Source organism: Streptomyces massasporeus, assembly GCF_014648995.1.
Classification (GTDB): domain Bacteria; phylum Actinomycetota; class Actinomycetes; order Streptomycetales; family Streptomycetaceae; genus Streptomyces; species Streptomyces massasporeus.
In genome coordinates, this window is the sequence record NZ_BMSE01000002.1 from 431,617 (window position 1) to 448,519 (window position 16,903).

The following is a 16,903-nucleotide window of genomic DNA, read 5'->3' on the forward strand; positions in this document are numbered from 1 at the left end:
CCCTGCGCCTGCCCGCACGGGCCACCGACTCCCCTGCGCCCGCCCCTGACCGGCCGGCCCCGGGAAACCCCCGTTCCCCCGGGGCCGGCCGGTGATGGGCGGCCCCCACCGGGCCCGCGTCACGCGTAGCGCAGCTCTCCGGGGCGCACCGAGCGGCCCAGCAGCGGCAGTGACGTCGCCACGGCGAGCAGGCAGGCGGCGTAGATCGCGAGGGGCACCAGGGCCGTCACCCAGGGGACCGGGCGATGGGCGAGCAGCGCGTACCAGGTGCCGATGGCCGTCCCGCCCAGGCCCGCGAGCAGCACCGCCGGTGCCAGTGGCAGCGCGGTCTCCAGCAGCAGGGACCGGCCGAGCACCGCGCGCGGCACCCCGGCGGCGGCCTGCGCGGCCAGGCCCCGGCGGCGGGTGGCCAGGGACTCTGCGGTGCCGACGGCGAGGCCGGACAGCGTGATCGCGAGGGCGATCGCGACGGCGGCGCCGGTGAGGTCGACGCCCAGGGTGTAGTAGCCCAGTCTCTCGGTGAGGTTCTCCCTGGAGCGCACCACATCCAGGAAGACCTCCCGGATACCCATGAACCCGGTCCCGACGACCGTCACCAGCAGCACCGCCGCGTGCGTACGGGCCGCCGCCCACGGGTCGTCCCGCAGCCGCTCCGCCGCGATCAGGACCGCCGCCGACCGGGCCCGGCCCGCCAGGAGCCGCCCCATGCCCCTGGCCGCGGCCCCGGAGAGCCATACCGAGCCCGCGCCGACCGCGAGGACCACACCCACCATCGTCAGCGGCAGCCCGATGCTCGGCCGGTTGGAAGCGGCCGAGGACGTGCCGAGCAGGGCGAACAGCGCCGCCGCCCCGACCAGCAGCAGCCCCGCCAGGAACAGCAGCCCCGGCCCCCGTCCGGTGCGCGGCGCGACCCTGCGCACCCAGCCGAGGGGCGAGGCCACCACCCGGCGCAGCGCCAGCGCGCCCGCCGCCGCGCCCAGCAGCGGTACGGCGACGGCGACCAGGGCGATCCCCGCCCAGGTGAGGGCCGTGGGCCGGTCCCACAGGCGCAGCAGGAGCAGCGCGGAGAAGACGGTGGCGACCGCCGAGCCCAGCAGACAGGCGAGCCCGGTCTCCAGCGCGGCGATCCGCCGCACCTGCCAGGGGGTCGCCCCGGCCAGCCGCAGCCCGGCCAGCCGCCGGTCGCGGTGCACCGCCCCGATCCGGGCGCACTGGCCGAGGAATCCGAGCACCGGCACGAGCAGGAGCAGCAGGCCGGCGATCACACCGGACCGCGTGCCGGGCTCGTTCAACAGGCCCGAGGCGACGGGCACGTGGTACCAGCCGCGCAGGGACGCCAGGGCGACGGCCGCCAGGGCGAAGCCGGTCGCGAGCGCGGCGCCCACCGCCGTGAGGGTCACCCGCCACCACTCGCCGCGGTCGGACCCCCGGGTGAGTTCCCAGGCGAGGCGCAGATCGGCCCGGAGTGACGTCACGCCTTCACCCCCAGGGCCGCCACGGCCCCGTCCCGCAGCCGGACTTCGCGGTCCGCGTACGCCGCCACTTGGGCGTCGTGCGTGATCAGCAGGACGGCGGTGCCCGACTCGCGGGCCGTGTGGATCAGGGCCGTCATGACCTGCTCACCCGCCAGCGAGTCCAGGGCGCCCGTCGGCTCGTCGGCGAAGACCACCCTCGGTCCGGTGACCAGCGCCCGGGCCAGTGCGGCCCGTTGTGCCTGGCCGCCGCTCAGCTCGCCCGGCCGCAGGTCCTCCTGGCCTCGCACCCCGAACCGCTCCAGCCACTGACCGGCCCGGGCCCGGGCACCCGCCCGGTCGGTGCCGGCCAGCAGCAGGGGCAGGGCGACGTTGTCCAGGACGGTCAGCTCGGGGATCAGCTGCCCGAACTGGAACACCACGCCGAACTCGGTGCGCCGCAGCTCGCTCAGCCGCTTCTCGGGCAGGCCCTCCAGCCGCCGGCCGTCGTACGTCACCGAGCCCGCGTCCGGGCGGACGATGCCGGCCAGGCAGTGCAGCAGCGTCGACTTCCCGCTGCCGCTCGCGCCGGTCACGGCGAGGATCTCGCCGGTGTGCAGCTCGACCGACGCGCCGCGCAGGGCCGTGGTCCGGCCGTGCGCCTTGGTGAGGCCGCCGGCCGTGAGAAGGGGCACGGGTCTGCTCATGTCGCGTCGACCTCCGCGGTCAGGGTGGTGAGCCGGGCCGCCGTGGTGTTCATCCAGCGGAGATCGGCGTCGAGGTGGTTGAGGGCGTAGTCCGCCGAGAGCACGGTCGCGAGGTCGGCTCCCTTGGCGGCCTTGACCGCCGTGAGCTCCCGCATCCGCCCCATGTGCGCCGCGCGCTGGGCGCTCAGGTAGCCGTCGGGGTCGCCGCCCGAGAGGATCGCGACCACGACCTTGGCGAAGATCTCGTTCGCGACGAACGGCGCGGGCGGGGCGATCTCCCCGGCCCAGCGGGCCAGTTCGCGCGTCCCCTCGTCCGTCGCCCGGTACGTCGTGCGCTCCGGGCCGCCGTCCGAGTCGGTGCCGTCGACCTCGGCGAGGCCGTCCCGCACGAGACGCTGGAGGGTCGTGTAGACCTGCCCGTAGGCCAGCGGGCGGGCCTGCGGGAAGCGTTCGTCATGGCGTCGCTTGAGGTCGTAGCCATGGCTCGGACCCGTCGCGAGCAGGCCCAGCAGGATGTGGCGGGTGCTCATGCGGATCATTATGTACTGAGTACATGTACTGAGTGAATAGTCGACGGTGAAGAAGTTTTCCACCGTGCCTGGGAGTGGTTCAGTCCGAGACGGCGTACGCCTGCGTCGACCACAGCGAATACCCGTACGGGGTGGCCCGCTTGTCGCCCTGGACGCGCACGAACCGCACGTCCTGTTCGTCCATGGGGACGTTCTCCCGTCCGCCCCGGCTGTCCCGGACCACGGCGGCGGTGCGCCAGCGGCGGCCGTCCGGGGAGACCTGGACGCGGTAGGAGGAGGGGTGGGCGTCCTGCCAGTGCAGCGCGACCCGGCCGAGCCGCGCCGGGCGGGCCAGCTCCACCTGCCACCAGGCGCCGTCGTCGACCGGGGACGACCAGCGGGTCTCCGGGTCCCCGTCGTTCGCCGCCGACGCGGGGAAGTCGGGTGTCTCGTCACCCGAGGAACGGGCGGTGCCGGTGCGGGCCAGGTCGGGGCCGCCGGTGGGCGGGACGGCCCGGACGGTGAGCGTGCGGTCCGCTCCCGCGAACCCCAGCCGGACGTCGTACGACCGCATCGGGGCGCCGCGCTCCACGGTCACCTCGACCGGGACCTCCACCGTCGTGCCGCGCCGCACGGTCAGCTCGCCCCTCGGCACCCGGACGCGGACGCCCTCGGGCGCCTCGACGGTCAGCCTGCCGCGGGCGTCGGAGGGGCGCAGCGATCCGAGCCGGGCGGTCAGCCGCTCGGTGCGGCCGGTCTCGACGTCCGCCCGGTCGCGGGGCAGGCCGAGGGAGACGGCGGGCGAGTCGGTGAACCAGGGGATGAGGTGGTGCACGCGGGAGGGCTCGGGACCGGTGACCCGCAGGGCGTCGGCGCGGGTCCCGAGCCGCACCTCGGTCGCCCCGGACCGGTCCAGCCGGCCCGCCTCACGCCAGCCCTGCCCCGGCACGTGCACCTCGACGCCGCCCTCGGTGCCCGGCTCGGTCAGGGCCGTCACGGCGGTGAGCGCCCGGGGCTGCGGGAGGCGCAGGGTGCGGCCGTCGCCGGGGCTGCGGAGCGGCTCGTGGTGGATGCCCGACCACGCGGCGTACGACTTCTGCGCCCGCTGCAGGAAGGGGTCCAGCACGTCCGTGCCGACCTCCACGGGGGCCGACTCCAGCCGGGCCCGCAGCGCGCCGAGCCTGCGGTACGCCGTCCAGGCCGCCGCCGTGTCCCCGGCGCGCTGCGCGTCCAGCATGCCGAGCGCGGCCGTGCCCGCCTCGCCGTAGGCCGCCAGCTGTTCCGACCAGGGGGCGACCTCGGAGCCGAGGCCCGTTCCGGACAGGCGCCGGGGCAGCTCGCGCAGCACGGTGAAGGCCTCGCGCAGCCGCCGCTCGGCGTCCCCGTCGGTGCCCGCGCCGCCCGCCGTGCGGGATGCCCAGTACGCCTCGGTCAGCGGGCGCAGATACGCCGACTCCTCGTCGTCCAGGACCGACGAGGCGTCGTTGCCGGCCAGCGCGGCCAGGGCCTGCTCACGGCGCCGGTCCCCGCCCGCGAGGTCGGCGATCGCGGCCCGCCAGGACTCCCCGGGCCGGTAGGCGCGCGGGTTCCAGGCGTAGTCGGCGGCGGTGAACAGGGGGATGCGGGACGCCTCCGGCTGCTGCATCGCGTTGGCCAGCAGGGCGGCCGAGCCGGTCGCGACGGCCGGATCACGGCCCTGGTAGGGGCCGAGGAAGATGCGGCCGGGGTCGTAGTCGTTGACCGGGTAGTTGTCCATCGTGACCAGCGGATGCCCGAACGCCTCGCGCGCGTCGGCCAGTTCGCCGCCCGTGATGGTGCGCGGCACCACCCCGACGCCCGTCCAGGCCACCTCGACACCCTTGGCCAGCTCGCTCGCCAGCGCCCGGCGGTAGTCGGTCGTGCCGTCCTCGTAGTACTCGGTCGGCATCAGGGACAGACCGGCCGCGCCGGGGTACCGCGCCGCCAGGTGCCGGGCCACACCGTTCGCGACCCGGGCCTGGGCCCGCGCCGCCGCCTCGGGGCCGGAGCCGAACCGGTCGGCGTCCGCCCCGCAGTGCCACTCGCTGTAGCTGACGTCCTGGAACTGGAGCTGGAACGCCCGGAAGCCCAGCGCCCACATCGCGTCCAGCTTGCGCGTCAGCGCCCGCACGTCGTCGTCCGACGCGAAGCACATCGCCTGGCCCGGGGCCACCGCCCAGCCGAGCGAGACGTGGTTGCTCCGCGCCCGCTCGGCCAGCTCCCGGAACCGGGCCCGGGCCTGCGCCGGGTAGGGCTCACGCCAGCGGGCCTGCCGGTAGAGGTCGTCGCCGGGGGCGTACAGGTAGCGGTTCTGCTTGGTGCGCCCCATGAAGTCCAGCTGCGCCAGCCGCTGCCGGTGCGTCCAGGCGGTGCCGTAGAAGCCCTCGGTGATGCCGCGTACGGCGGTGCCGGGCCAGTCGCGGACGACGGCCGACGCGATCGTGCGGTCGGGGCGCAGGAGCTGCCGCAGCGTCTGCACGGCGTGGAAGAGGCCGTCCTCGCCGGTGCCGGTGAGAAAGACGCCGCCCGCGCCCACCGACAGCTCGTATCCCCCGGCGGGCAGGGCGCGGCGGTCGTCCCGGCGGACGGGCTCCGTCCGCGCGTGCACCACCAGGGCGCCCGGCCCGGCCGCGTCCGTGATCCGGCGGGCCCCGGCCTGCCGCAGCAGCTCACGCAGGGCGTCGACCGCGGCGGGGTCCGCCTGCGGGTCGGTGACCAGGGCGACCTCGTCCGGCACGGCGACGGGGGCGCCGTTCGCGCGCAGCGACTGGGGGCGCGGCCAGACGGAGAGGTCCGCTCCGGCGCTGTCGGGGGTCGGTGTCGTCGCGGTCGTGTCGGGTGGAGACGGAGCCGCCATCGCGGCGGGCGGGGCCGCGAGGCTTCCGGCGACGACGGCGACCGCGAGGGCCGCGGCCCGCTTCCCACGCCGCAGTCCCACAGGCCCCCTCCAGATGCGTCCGACCGGCACGACGAGCCCACCACCCGCCCGGTGAGCGTGTCAACGAGAGTGGCCGTTGTGGGTGAAATGCCGGAATCTGGAGTATGTGGAGGGGAGTGGAATGTGAGCAGAAGCACGATGTTGGGCCCGGGGTGTCTGCCTTCGCGTCGACTGGGTAGGGCTGCGATGACCCGTTGAAAGCCGTACCCGACAAGGAGGCCCCCGTGGCTGCGATGACTTTCCTTCCGCTCCCGGCCCAGTCCAAACCCGTGGCGGACCAGTCCGCCGACCTCGACGACCCGCACCATGCCGACCCCCGCTACTGCGTCTTCAGCTCCGAGAGCACCCACACCGAACTGCCGCTGACCAGCGAGCCCCCGCTGCCCGACGCCGAGCCCCTCACCAGTGAGCCGCCGCTCGCCGAAGCCGCCCCCCTGACCAGCGAGCCCCCGGCCTTCGTCCCGGACTACTCGAGGATGTAGATGACCGCACCCCGGCCGGCCGACCCGCCCTCCGAGGACCTGTCACGCCTCGCCGTCCTGCACGGCGTCGCCACTTCCTACAGCCCGTCCCCGGACCGCTCGGTCGCGGCCTCGGCCACCGCGGTCACCCTGACCCTGGCCGCCCTCGGCGTGGACGCGAGCACGCCCGGCGCGATCCGCGCCGCGCTCGCGGCCCGCGAGCGGGAACTGGGCGAACGGCTGCTGCCCCCGACCGTCGTCGGCTGGAGCGGCAGCCCCCCGGCCGCCCTGGCCGCGCTCCCCGAGGGCACCCGGCTGCGGATCGACACCGAGCAGGGCGAGAGTCGCGCCGAGGCCGACGGCCTCCCGCTCGGCGTGCACCGGCTGACCGCCACCACCCCCGACGGCCGCACCGCCACCGCCCACCTGATCGTCGCCCCGCCCCGCCTGCCCACCCCCGCGGGACGCTCCCACGGACTCCTCGTCCAGCTCTACTCCCTGCTGTCCCGCCGCTCCTGGGGCATGGGCGACCTCGGTGACCTCGCCGAGCTGGCCGGCTGGGCAGGGCGGTCGCTCGGCGCCGGATTCGTCCAGGTCAACCCGCTGCACGCCGCCGTGCCCGGAGCCCCCACCGACCCCTCCCCGTACCGTCCCTCCTCGCGCCGCTTCCCCGACCCCGTGCACCTGCGCGTCGAGGACATCCCCGAGGCCGCGTACGTCGACGACCCCGAACGCCTGCGCGCCCTGCTGGAGAGAGCGGGCCGACTGCGCGAAGCGGTGCTGCACAAGGGCGCGTTGATCGACCGGGACGCCGTGTGGGAGCTCAAGCGGGAGGCGCTGGAGCTGCTCGGCGAGGTCCCCCTCGGCCCCGGCCGGCGCGCCGCCTACTGCGACTTCCTCGCCGAGCAGGGCCAGGCCCTGGAGGACCACGCCACCTGGTGCGCCCTCGCCGAGGTGCACGGCTCGGACTGGCACCGCTGGCCGACCGGCCTGCGCGATCCCCGGTCGGCCGAGACGACCCAGGCCCGCAACGGCCTCATGGACCGGGTCGACTTCTGGTCCCGGCTCGCCTGGCTCACCGACACCCAGCTGACCGCCGCGCAGCGCGCCGGGCTCGAGGCCGGGATGCCCGTCGGGATCGTGCACGACCTCGCGGTCGGCGTGCACCCCGGCGGCGCCGACGCCTGGGCGCAGCAGGAGCACTTCGCCTCCGGCATGTCGGTGGGCGCCCCGCCGGACGCCTTCAACGCCCGCGGCCAGGACTGGGGCTTGCCGCCCTGGCGCCCCGACCGCCTCGCCGAGTCCGGTTACGCCCCGTTCCGCGACCTGCTGCGCGCCCTGTTCCGCTCCGCGGGAGCCCTGCGCATCGACCACGTCATGGGCCTGTTCCGCCTCTGGTGGGTCCCGCAGGGCCACCCGCCCACCGAGGGCACCTACGTCCGCTACGACGCCGAGGCCATGCTCGCCGTCCTCGTCCTGGAGGCCTCCCGGGCCGGGGCGCTGGTCATCGGCGAGGACCTCGGCACCGTGGAGCCCGGCGTGCGCGAGGCGCTGCGCGAGCGCGGGGTGCTCGGCACGTCCGTGCTGTGGTTCGAACGCGACTGGGACGGCGACGGCCGCCCCCTGCCCCCCGACGGCTGGCGCGCCGACTGCCTGGCCACCGCCACCACCCACGACCTGCCCTCCACCGCCGCCCGCCTCACCGGCGAGCACGTCGAGCTCCGCGACAGCCTGGGCCTGCTGACCCGGCCCCTGGAGGAGGAGCGCGCCGAGGCCGCTGCCGACGCGGGGGAGTGGCTGTCCCTGCTCTCCCGGCTGGGCCTGCTGCACGGCACGGGCGGCGGCGGTGACACGGCGTCGGAGGAGGCCCAGATCCAGGCCGTCCACCGCTTCCTGCTGCGCACCCCGGCCCGCATGGTCGGTGTCTGGCTGCCGGACGGCGTCGGCGACCGCCGCCCGCAGAACCTCCCGGGGACGTGGGACCAGTACCCGAACTGGCGCCTGCCGATCGCGGACGCGCAGGGACGGCCGGTGACCCTGGAGGACCTGGCGGCCTCACCGCGACTGCACGCCCTGATGGAGGTGCTCAGGGAGGACGGCGCGTGAGGCGGGCGTCCCTTACGGCACCCCGGGCGCGCGTACCCGGTCGGCGTTGGATATTTTGACACCGTGGACAAGAAGAACGCCCTGCGCGCCGGCGCCCTGGCAGCCGGTACGACGCTGATGATGCTGCTCATGTCGTCCCCCGCGAGCGCGCTCAGCCGCGACGACGGTGACGACCCCGGTCAGGGCCTGAGCGTCATCGAGACGCTGGGCCTCTTCGTCGCGGCCCCCATCGTGCTCTACCTGGTCATCCACGGTCTGGTGACGATCGCGGACAAGACGCACAAGAAGAAGGACCCGACCAGCTCCAACATCACCACCAAGGCCGAGGCGAAGAGCGACGTCAAGGCCTGATCAGCGTTCCTCGTCGAGGGCGCCGTCGCGATGACCGCGGCGGCGCCCTCGACGTGTCAGGGCCTGTCCGTCCCCGCCAGCAGGTCCCGTAGCAGCTCGGCGAGCTGCCCGGCCCGCTGCGCGCCCAGGGCGGAGAGCGCCTCCGTCTGCACCGCCAGCCCCGCGCCGACGGCCTCGTCGACCAGGGCGCGGCCCTCGTCGGTGAGCGTGACGTGCAGCCCGCGCCGATCGTGCGGATCGGGGGAGCGGCGCAGCAGGCCCGCCCGCTCCAGCTTGTCCAGGCGCCCCGTCATGCCGCCGGTGGTGAGCATCAGCGTCGCGGAGAGCTGCCGGGGCGAGAGCGTGTAGGGCTCGCCGGAGCGGCGCAGGGTCGCCAGGACGTCGAACTCGCCGCGGGAGATCCCGAACGTCGCGTACGCCTGCCCCACCCGCTCCCCGATCGCGTGGGAGAGCCGGTTGATCCGGCCGAAGACCTCCATGGCGGCGGTGTCGAGGTCGGGCCGGACCGTCGCCCACTGGTCGATGATCGCGTCGACGGGGTCCTTGCGCTGCTGCGGGCGTTCGCTCATGGCACGAGTATCGGCCGAGGCTCGGTCACCCGCAAGAAAGTAGCTTGACTGAAAGTTGCTTAGCGGTAAGCTACTTTCTGCTGACCTACTCCGAAGGGTGTCTCCCATGGCCCTCTCCCGCCCGGCCCTCATCACCCTCACCGCCCTCGCGCCCGTCTCCTGGGGCACGACCTACGCGGTCACCACCGAGTTCCTCCCGCCCGACCGCCCCCTGTTCACCGCCCTCGTGCGCGCCCTGCCCGCCGGTCTGCTGCTGCTCGCCCTCGCCCGGGTGCTGCCGCGCGGTGCCTGGTGGTGGAAGGCGGCGGTGCTCGGCGCGCTGAACATCGGCGCCTTCTTCCCGCTGCTGTTCCTCTCCGCTTACCGGCTGCCCGGCGGTCTGGCGGCGGTCGTCGGCTCCGCCGGTCCGCTGTTCGTGGCCGGCCTCTCGGCGCTGCTGCTCGGGCAGCGGCCGTCGGCGCGCACGCTGGTGACCGGGGCCGTGGCCGCGTTCGGCGTCAGCCTCGTCGTCCTGCGGGCGGCCGGGGCGCTGGACACGCTCGGCCTGCTGGCGGCCGTGGCCTCCACGGCCTCCATGTCGACCGGCACCGTGCTCACCCAGCGCTGGGGCCGCCCCGAGGGGGTCGGGCCGCTGGCGCTGACCGGCTGGCAGCTCACCGCGGGCGGCCTGCTCATCGCGCCGCTCGCCTTCCTGATCGAGGGCGCCCCGCCTGCGCTGGACGGCCGGGCGGTCGGCGGTTACCTCTACCTCGCCGTCGCGAACACGGCGGTCGCGTACTGGCTGTGGTTCCGCGGCATCGGCCGTATGACCGCCACCCAGGTCACCTTCCTCGGACCGCTCTCCCCGCTGACCGCCGCCGTCGTCGGCTGGGCGGCGCTCGGGCAGGCGCTGACGCCGGTGCAACTGGTCGGCATGGGGCTGGCGTTCGGGGCGACGGTGGCGGGGCAGTTCGTCACCCGGCCGTCGCGAACCGTCGGCGTCACCGGGAGGAACGTCCACACCGGGGCGACGGACGTGCGGGAGGCGGCGCTACGGCGATAGGTGCGGTCACGCCCGCGGCGGGCGGGGGATAGACAAAGGGGCGTCCGGCACAGACCGGACGCCCCTTCGGGGTGTTGCAGAGCGTCGGGATTACTCCCCGGCGGCCGCCGCGTCCGCCCGCTGGGCCCGCAGGGCGCGCTCCACACCCGCGCGGGACTCCGAGACCAGGCGCCGCAGGGCCGCGGTCGGCTCGGCGGAGGTCAGCCAGGCGTCCGTCCGGTCCAGGGTCTCCTGGGAGACCTGCACGGTCGGGTAGAGACCGACGGCGATCTGCTGGGCCATCTCGTGGGAGCGGGACTCCCAGATGTCCTTGACCACCTCGAAGTACCGCTCCGCGTACGGGGCGAGCACCTCGCGCTGGTCGGTCTGGACGAAGCCGGCGATGACCGCCTCCTGCACGGCGTTCGGCAGCTTGTCGGAGTCGACGACCGACTCCCACGCCTCCGCCTTGGCCTCCGCCGTCGGACGGGCCGCGCGGGCCGTGGTCGCGTGACGCTCGCCCGCGGCCGTACGGTCACGCTCGTACTCGCCCGCGATCTCCGCCTCGTCGAACCGGCCGACCGCGGCGAGCCGCTGCACGAACGCCCACCGCAGCTCCGTGTCGACGGCCAGGCCCTCGATCGTCTGCGAGCCGTCCAGCAGCGCCTCCAGCAGATCGAGCTGCTCCGGCGTGCGGGCCGTCGCCGCGAAGGCGCGCGCCCACGCCAGCTGGTGGTCGCTGCCCGGGGCCGCCGCCCGCAGGTGCGCCAGGGTCGCGTCGGTCCAGCGGGCCAGCAGCGCCTCGCGGGCGGCCGGGTCGGCGTACAGGTCGATCGCCAGCTTCACCTGCCGCTGGAGCGACTGCACCACACCGATGTCCGACTCCTTGCCGATGCCGGACAGCACCAGCGACAGGTAGTCGCGGGCCGCCAGCTCGGCGTCGCGCGTCATGTCCCAGGCCGACGCCCAGCACAGGGCGCGCGGCAGGGAGGACTCGAAGTCGCCGAGGTGCTCCGTGACGAAGGCCAGCGACTGCTCGTCCAGGCGGACCTTCGCGTACGACAGGTCGTCGTCGTTGAGCAGGATCACGGCCGGGCGGTGCTGCCCCACGAGCTGCGGCACGGCGGTCAGCCCGCCGTCCACGTCCAGCTCGACGCGCTCCCGGCGGACCAGCTTGCCGCTCGCCTCGTCGAGGTCGTACAGGCCGACGGCGATCCGGTGCGGGCGCAGCGTCGGCTCGCCCTTGGCGCCGGCGGGCAGAGCCGGGGCCTCCTGGCGGATGGCGAAGGACGTGACGACGCCGTCGGAGTCCGTCTCGATCTCCGGGCGCAGCACGTTGATGCCGGCCGTCTCCAGCCAGGCCTTCGACCACGACTTCAGATCACGCCCCGAGGTCTCCTCCAGGGCGCCCAGCAGGTCCGACAGGCGCGTGTTGCCGAACGCGTGCGCCTTGAAGTACGCCTGCACGCCCCGGAAGAACTCGTCCTCGCCGACGTACGCGACGAGCTGCTTGAGCACGCTCGCGCCCTTGGCGTACGTGATGCCGTCGAAGTTGACGAGCACGTCGTCGAGGTCGTTGATCTCGGCCATGATCGGGTGCGTCGACGGCAGCTGGTCCTGGCGGTATGCCCACGTCTTCATGGAGTTGGCGAACGTGGTCCAGGAGTGCGGCCAGCGCGACTCGGGGTGGGCCGCCTGGCAGGCGATGGACGTGTACGTGGCGAACGACTCGTTCAGCCACAGGTCGTTCCACCACTCCATGGTCACGAGGTCGCCGAACCACATGTGGGCCAGCTCGTGCAGGATGGTCTCCGCGCGCACCTCGTACGCCGCGTCCGTCACCTTCGAGCGGAACACGTACTGGTCACGGATGGTCACCGCGCCCGCGTTCTCCATCGCGCCCGCGTTGAACTCCGGCACGAACAGCTGGTCGTACTTCTCGAACGGGTACGCGTAGTCGAACTTCTCCTGGAACCAGTCGAAGCCCTGCCGGGTCACCTCGAAGATGGCGTCCGAGTCGAGGTACTCGGCGAGGGAGGGCCGGCAGTAGATGCCGAGCGGGACGGACTGGCCGTCCTTCTCGTACACGCTGTGCACCGAGTGGTACGGGCCGACGATCAGCGCCGTGATGTACGTCGAGATGCGCGGCGTCGGCTCGAAGACCCAGACGTTGTCCTGGGGTTCGGGCGTCGGGGAGTTGGAGATGACCGTCCAGCCCTCGGGCGCCGTCACGGTGAACTGGAAGGTCGCCTTGAGGTCCGGCTGCTCGAAGCTCGCGAACACCCGGCGGGCGTCCGGGACCTCGAACTGGGTGTAGAGGTAGGCCTGGTCGTCGACCGGGTCGACGAAGCGGTGCAGGCCCTCGCCGGTGTTGGTGTACGCGCAGTCGGCGACGACCCGGAGGATGTTGCGGCCCCGGAGCAGGCCGGGCAGGGCGATCCGGGAGTCCGCGAAGACCTCGGCCGGGTCGAGGGAGTCCCCGTTCAGGGTCACCTCGTGCACGGCCGGCGCCACCAGGTCGATGAACGACTCCGCGCCGTTCTCGGCCGTCACGTCGAAGCGCACCGTGGTCACGGACCGGTAGGTGCCGCCCTCCTGCGCGCCCGAGAGATCGAGTTCGATCTCGTACGACTCGACGGCGAGCAGCTGCGCCCGCCGCTGCGCCTCTTCGCGGGTCAGGTTTGTGCCAGGCACGCGGTCATCTCCTCGTTATGGGTGGGTTGCGCCATCTTTCCACGGCGGCTCGGCGTCATGCGACGACCCGGGCGACTCCTAGGGATACCCCTCGGCAGGTGAGGGCCCGGGCGAACGCGCGCACCGCCGCCGACTCCCCCTCCCGGTGCCGGACCAGGCCGAGCGCCGAGTCGGGCACGCCCTCCACCGGCACGAACGCCACGTCCTCGCGCCGGTGGTACGCGGCCGTGGGACGGCACAGCAGCACCCCCGCGCGCCCGGCGGCGACCTGGGGCAGCCCCTCCTGGAGGGTGCTCACCGCCGGGCCGGGCACGGCGGACGGGGCGTGGGCCGCCCGCCAGTACGCGGGAGCCGGGGGCGCGGCCGTCACGAGTGGGGCCCCGGCCACCTCCGCGGCCGTCACGGCCGTACGGGAGGCGAAGGGATGGTCCAAGGCGACCGCGACCGTCTGGGGGCGCCGTGAGAACACCGGGCCGAGCACCAGGTCTCGCGCTGGGCGTTCACGGGCGGCCGCACGGCGGACGGGCTGGGCCCCGCGGCGGTACTGGGCATGGGCGGCGCGCTGGCCCTGCCGGCGGTGCCGGCCGCGCTGAGCGGGAACGCGACGTCCGGATCCCGCCGGTGAGCGGGTCTCGCACGAGCGAGGCTGATGAGTATGACGACGACCACGTACACCGCACGCCCCATCGCCCCGCGGGCCCTGAAGGAACTGCGCGCGACGGACGACGCGGGCCGCCGGACCGACGGCTTCACCGACACCGAGGGCGGCAGCCCACTGCGCTGCTGCCTGCGCCACAGCGAGCCGGGCGAACGCCTCGCCCTGGTCTCGTACGCTCCGCTCCGCCGCTGGGCCGCCGAAACGGGCGCCACTCCCGGCCCCTACGACGAACAGGGCCCGGTCTTCATCCACGCCGACGCGTGCGCGGGCCCGGCCGGCGACACCCTCCCCTTCACCGGCTCCCACCGCACGGTCCGCCGCTACTCGGCCGAGGGACGGATCCTGGGCGGCCGGCTGGTCGGGGAACCGGGTGGGTTCCGGCAGGCCCTCCGGGAAGCGTTCGACGACCCGGCCGTGGCACTGGTCCACGTCCGGGCCGTCGAGTACGGCTGCTTCCTCTACGAGGTGCGCAGGGGCTGAGGGGGGACTAGCCCTTCAGCTCCGCCGCCACCAGCTCCGCGATCTGGATCGCGTTCAGGGCCGCGCCCTTGCGGAGGTTGTCGTTGGAGACGAAGAGGGCCAGGCCGTTGTCCACCGTCTCGTCGCGGCGGATGCGGCCGACGTAGGACGGGTCCTTGCCGGCGGCCTGGAGGGGGGTGGGGATGTCGGTGACGACGACGCCCGGGGCGTCCGCCAGCAGCTCCGTCGCGCGCGCGGGGCTGATCGGCCGGGCGAAGCGGGCGTTGACCTGGAGGGAGTGGCCGGAGAAGACCGGGACGCGCACGCAGGTGCCGGAGACCTTCAGCTCGGGGATCTCCAGGATCTTGCGGGACTCGTTGCGGAGCTTCTGCTCCTCGTCGGTCTCGTTCAGGCCGTCGTCGACGATGTTGCCCGCGAGCGGCAGCACGTTGAAGGCGATGGGGCGCTTGTAGACGCCCGGCTCGGGGAAGTCGACCGCCTCACCGTCGTGGGTGAGCTTCTCGGCGTCGGCGACGACCTTCTGCGTCTGGCCGTGCAGCTCGGCGACGCCCGCGAGACCGGAGCCGGAGACCGCCTGGTACGTGGCGACGACCAGGGCTTCCAGGCCCGCCTCGTCGTGCAGCGGACGCAGGACCGGCATCGCGGCCATGGTCGTGCAGTTCGGGTTCGCGATGATGCCCTTGGGGCGGTCCTTGATCGCGTGCGGGTTGACCTCGGAGACGACCAGGGGCACCTCGGGGTGCTTGCGCCACGCGGAGGAGTTGTCGATCACGACGGCGCCCTGGGAGGCGACCTTCTCGGCCAGCGCCTTGGACGTGGCACCGCCCGCGGAGAACAGGACGATGTCCAGGCCGGTGTAGTCGGCGGTCGCCGCGTCCTCCACCGTCACGCCGTCCAGCTGCGACCCGGCGGAGCGGGCCGAGGCGAACAGGCGCAGCTCGGTGACCGGGAAGTTCCGCTCCTTGAGGATCCTGCGCATGACCGTGCCCACCTGTCCGGTGGCTCCGACGATTCCGACCCTCACGGTGACTCCCTCTCCTGCGTCTCTTCACGTACTCGTTGCTTGGCCGAGGCTTTTCCATCATGCGGCCGACCACGGCCCGCCTGTCCACTTCTTTCCCCGGTCTGCCCGGAGAGTGGGACGGACTGTCCCGCTCCATGGTTGCGGACCTGCGGTGTCGACCCCGCTGAGCTGGAGGAATTCGTCCGGCAGGGGTCGTGCGCCGCAAGCTCGCCTGCCCATACCGATCCCGGCCACACGGAAGTGTGATGTACGCCTCTGCCGTCCCGGCGGAACTCGCCGCGCGGTGAGCGAACGTTCCGGGACGTGCCGGCGTCGTAGGAGAAACGACGTGAGGGGGGTGGCTTGTGCTGTTGCGCGGAAGGCCACGGCGCGGCCGGGAGGCGCACGCGGCGACCGGCGACGACCCGGGGGGCGGGGCCGATCCGCTGGACGCGGCACAGGAGCGCCGGGTGCGGGCGGTGCTCGCGCTCGGCGGGGTGCCGCAGGCGGACCTGCCGGACGGGGTGCAGCAGGTCCGCCTGCGGCTGCTGGAGCGGGCCGCCAGCGGCCGGGAGGCGCCGCGGGACGTCTCGGCGTGGGCGGCGGTCGTCGCCTCCAACCTCGCCATGGACTGGCACCGGGCCAAGCGCCGCCAGGAGCGGCTCGGGGAGCGGCTGGCCGCCCTGCGCCAGCCGGCGGAGCATCCCTCCGGCGAGGACAGCAGCGTGCTGTCCGTCGCCGTCGCCCAGGGCCTGGACGAGCTGCCCGACGCCCAGCGGCAGGTCGTCGTCCTGCGCTTCTACGCCGATCTGCCGGTCCGGTCCATCGCCGAGCAGCTCGGCGTCCCGGAGGGCACGGTCAAGAGCCGGCTGCACACGGCCGTACGGGCCCTGCGTGCCCGCCTGCACGAGGACGAGGTGGTGTGACGTGACCGCCGGGCACGACAAGGACGGGCACGACGAGGCGGCGCTGATGGCGGTGATCACCGGCGAGGCGCCCGGGGACGACGCCCTCGCGGACGACGCCTTCATGACGGCGTACCGGTCGGCGACCGACGACGTGGCACTGCTGCGCGAGCACCTGGGCCTCATCGGCCGGGCGCTCACCGATCCCGGGCGAGCCGCCGGTCCGGAGCGGGCCGCCGATCCCGAGCGGGCCGCCGCCCCCGAGCCGGGGGGAGGAGGCGCCGGCGCCTCCGTGACCCCGCTGACCACGCACCGCACCCGCACCCGCACCCGCTCCCGCCGGCCCCTGGCCGTGGCCATGAAGGGGCTCGTCGCGGCCGTCGGGGCCAGTCTCGTGATCGGCATGGGCTGGCTCGTCGTCCAGAGCGACGGCATGAGCGCCGGAGACGATCAGGGCGGGTCGGCCGCCGCCGACAGTTCCGCCGGCCGGCCGCAGGCCGGTGAGGACGCCAAGCTCGGTCCCGCCGGGTACCTCGCCTGCGCCCGGATCGTCGTCGAGGGCACGGTCGCCGGGATCGAGCCCCTCCCCGGCACCGGTCAGGACCGGATCACCCTCGACGTCGCGCGCTACTACAAGCCCGACAAGGGCGGCAAGCGGATCACCTTCCCCATGGAGACCGGCGTCGAGCCCCGGCTCCGGGCCGGTGACCACGTCCTCGTCGGGATCCCGGGCGGGCAGGCCGAGCCGGACATGTGGACCACGGGGGAGAAGGAGATCGCCCGCGACCGGGCGTGGATCATCGAGGAACTGCCCGCCTCGCGCACCATCCCGTGCCCGTAGCGGAGCGCACCTTCCCGTGCCCGGGCAGCGGAAAGGGCGGGCGCCCTCACGGACGCCCGCCCCACCGTTGCCGCGGTACCGCTACCGACGTCATTCGCAGTGCTCCGGCCTTCAGGGCGGAGGTGAAGCGAATCTCGTGGCCGCGACGCGCAGCATCGCGGTGTCTTTCCGGCGGAGCCGAACCCTGCTTG

The 16,903-nt window shown here is 74.3% G+C and carries 15 protein-coding genes; 7 read left to right on the plus strand and 8 right to left on the minus strand.

The features are described from left to right. Positions 1-119: 119 nt before the first annotated feature. The 4 genes from IE153_RS06780 to IE153_RS06795 form a co-directional block, all read right to left on the minus strand. The gene (locus tag IE153_RS06780) at positions 120-1,475 is read right to left on the minus strand and encodes an FtsX-like permease family protein (RefSeq protein ID WP_189588850.1); all 1,356 of its coding nucleotides are present in this window, start codon (positions 1,473-1,475) and stop codon (positions 120-122) included. Further along, positions 1,472-2,158, minus strand: a complete 687-nt coding sequence (locus IE153_RS06785; RefSeq protein WP_189588851.1) for an ABC transporter ATP-binding protein — start codon at positions 2,156-2,158, stop codon at positions 1,472-1,474. The genes IE153_RS06780 and IE153_RS06785 overlap by 4 nt, the downstream gene beginning before the upstream one ends. After that, positions 2,155-2,688: a PadR family transcriptional regulator gene (locus IE153_RS06790; protein WP_189588852.1), complete on the minus strand. Its 534-nt coding sequence runs from the start codon at positions 2,686-2,688 to the stop codon at positions 2,155-2,157. Before IE153_RS06790 ends, IE153_RS06785 begins: the two co-directional genes overlap by 4 nt. Before the next feature lie 79 nt (positions 2,689-2,767). Then, complete coding sequence (locus IE153_RS06795; protein ID WP_189588853.1) at positions 2,768-5,623, minus strand: glycoside hydrolase family 84 protein; 2,856 nt, start codon at positions 5,621-5,623, stop codon at positions 2,768-2,770. Between the two features lie 224 nt (positions 5,624-5,847). Here IE153_RS06795 and IE153_RS06800 point away from each other — a divergent pair, with 224 nt between their 5' ends. From IE153_RS06800 to IE153_RS06810, 3 genes are all read left to right on the plus strand, one after another. Continuing rightward, positions 5,848-6,105: a hypothetical protein gene (locus IE153_RS06800; RefSeq protein ID WP_189588854.1), complete on the plus strand. Its 258-nt coding sequence runs from the start codon at positions 5,848-5,850 to the stop codon at positions 6,103-6,105. Beyond that, on the plus strand, positions 6,106-8,190 hold the full coding sequence (gene malQ / locus IE153_RS06805) for a 4-alpha-glucanotransferase (RefSeq protein WP_189588855.1): 2,085 nt from the start codon (positions 6,106-6,108) through the stop codon (positions 8,188-8,190). It abuts the gene before it with no gap. A gap of 63 nt (positions 8,191-8,253) precedes the next feature. Continuing rightward, positions 8,254-8,541: a hypothetical protein gene (locus tag IE153_RS06810; protein ID WP_189588856.1), complete on the plus strand. Its 288-nt coding sequence runs from the start codon at positions 8,254-8,256 to the stop codon at positions 8,539-8,541. Between the two features lie 56 nt (positions 8,542-8,597). On the opposite strand, the gene IE153_RS06815 is transcribed toward IE153_RS06810, so the two are convergent. Beyond that, the gene (locus tag IE153_RS06815; RefSeq protein WP_189588857.1) at positions 8,598-9,110 is read right to left on the minus strand and encodes a MarR family winged helix-turn-helix transcriptional regulator; all 513 of its coding nucleotides are present in this window, start codon (positions 9,108-9,110) and stop codon (positions 8,598-8,600) included. 106 nt (positions 9,111-9,216) lie between these two features. Between IE153_RS06815 and IE153_RS06820 the strand changes: the two genes are divergently transcribed. After that, positions 9,217-10,152 (plus strand): EamA family transporter, encoded by a 936-nt coding sequence (locus IE153_RS06820; protein WP_189588858.1) that lies wholly within the window; start codon positions 9,217-9,219, stop codon positions 10,150-10,152. 90 nt (positions 10,153-10,242) lie between these two features. Here IE153_RS06820 and pepN read toward each other — a convergent pair whose 3' ends face one another. Next, positions 10,243-12,825 carry an aminopeptidase N gene (gene pepN, locus IE153_RS06825; RefSeq protein WP_189588859.1) on the minus strand — a complete coding sequence of 861 codons (2,583 nt, stop codon included), beginning with the start codon at positions 12,823-12,825 and terminating at the stop codon, positions 10,243-10,245. 55 nt (positions 12,826-12,880) lie between these two features. Further along, on the minus strand, positions 12,881-13,306 hold the full coding sequence (locus tag IE153_RS06830; RefSeq protein ID WP_438817902.1) for a LysR substrate-binding domain-containing protein: 426 nt from the start codon (positions 13,304-13,306) through the stop codon (positions 12,881-12,883). Positions 13,307-13,480: 174 nt separating this feature from the next. On the opposite strand from IE153_RS06830, the gene IE153_RS06835 reads away from it, so the two are divergent. After that, positions 13,481-13,963, plus strand: coding sequence for a DUF1203 domain-containing protein (locus tag IE153_RS06835; RefSeq protein WP_189588861.1), 483 nt, complete (start codon positions 13,481-13,483; stop codon positions 13,961-13,963). A gap of 7 nt (positions 13,964-13,970) precedes the next feature. Here the strand turns inward: IE153_RS06835 and IE153_RS06840 are convergent, their stop codons facing one another. Then, positions 13,971-14,987, minus strand: a complete 1,017-nt coding sequence (locus IE153_RS06840) for an aspartate-semialdehyde dehydrogenase (protein ID WP_189588862.1) — start codon at positions 14,985-14,987, stop codon at positions 13,971-13,973. Positions 14,988-15,334: 347 nt separating this feature from the next. Between IE153_RS06840 and IE153_RS06845 the strand changes: the two genes are divergently transcribed. Then, positions 15,335-15,892, plus strand: a complete 558-nt coding sequence (locus IE153_RS06845; protein WP_189589253.1) for a sigma-70 family RNA polymerase sigma factor — start codon at positions 15,335-15,337, stop codon at positions 15,890-15,892. 1 nt (position 15,893) lies between these two features. Continuing rightward, complete coding sequence (locus IE153_RS06850) at positions 15,894-16,712, plus strand: hypothetical protein (protein ID WP_229828878.1); 819 nt, start codon at positions 15,894-15,896, stop codon at positions 16,710-16,712. The last annotated feature ends 191 nt before the right edge of the window (positions 16,713-16,903 follow it).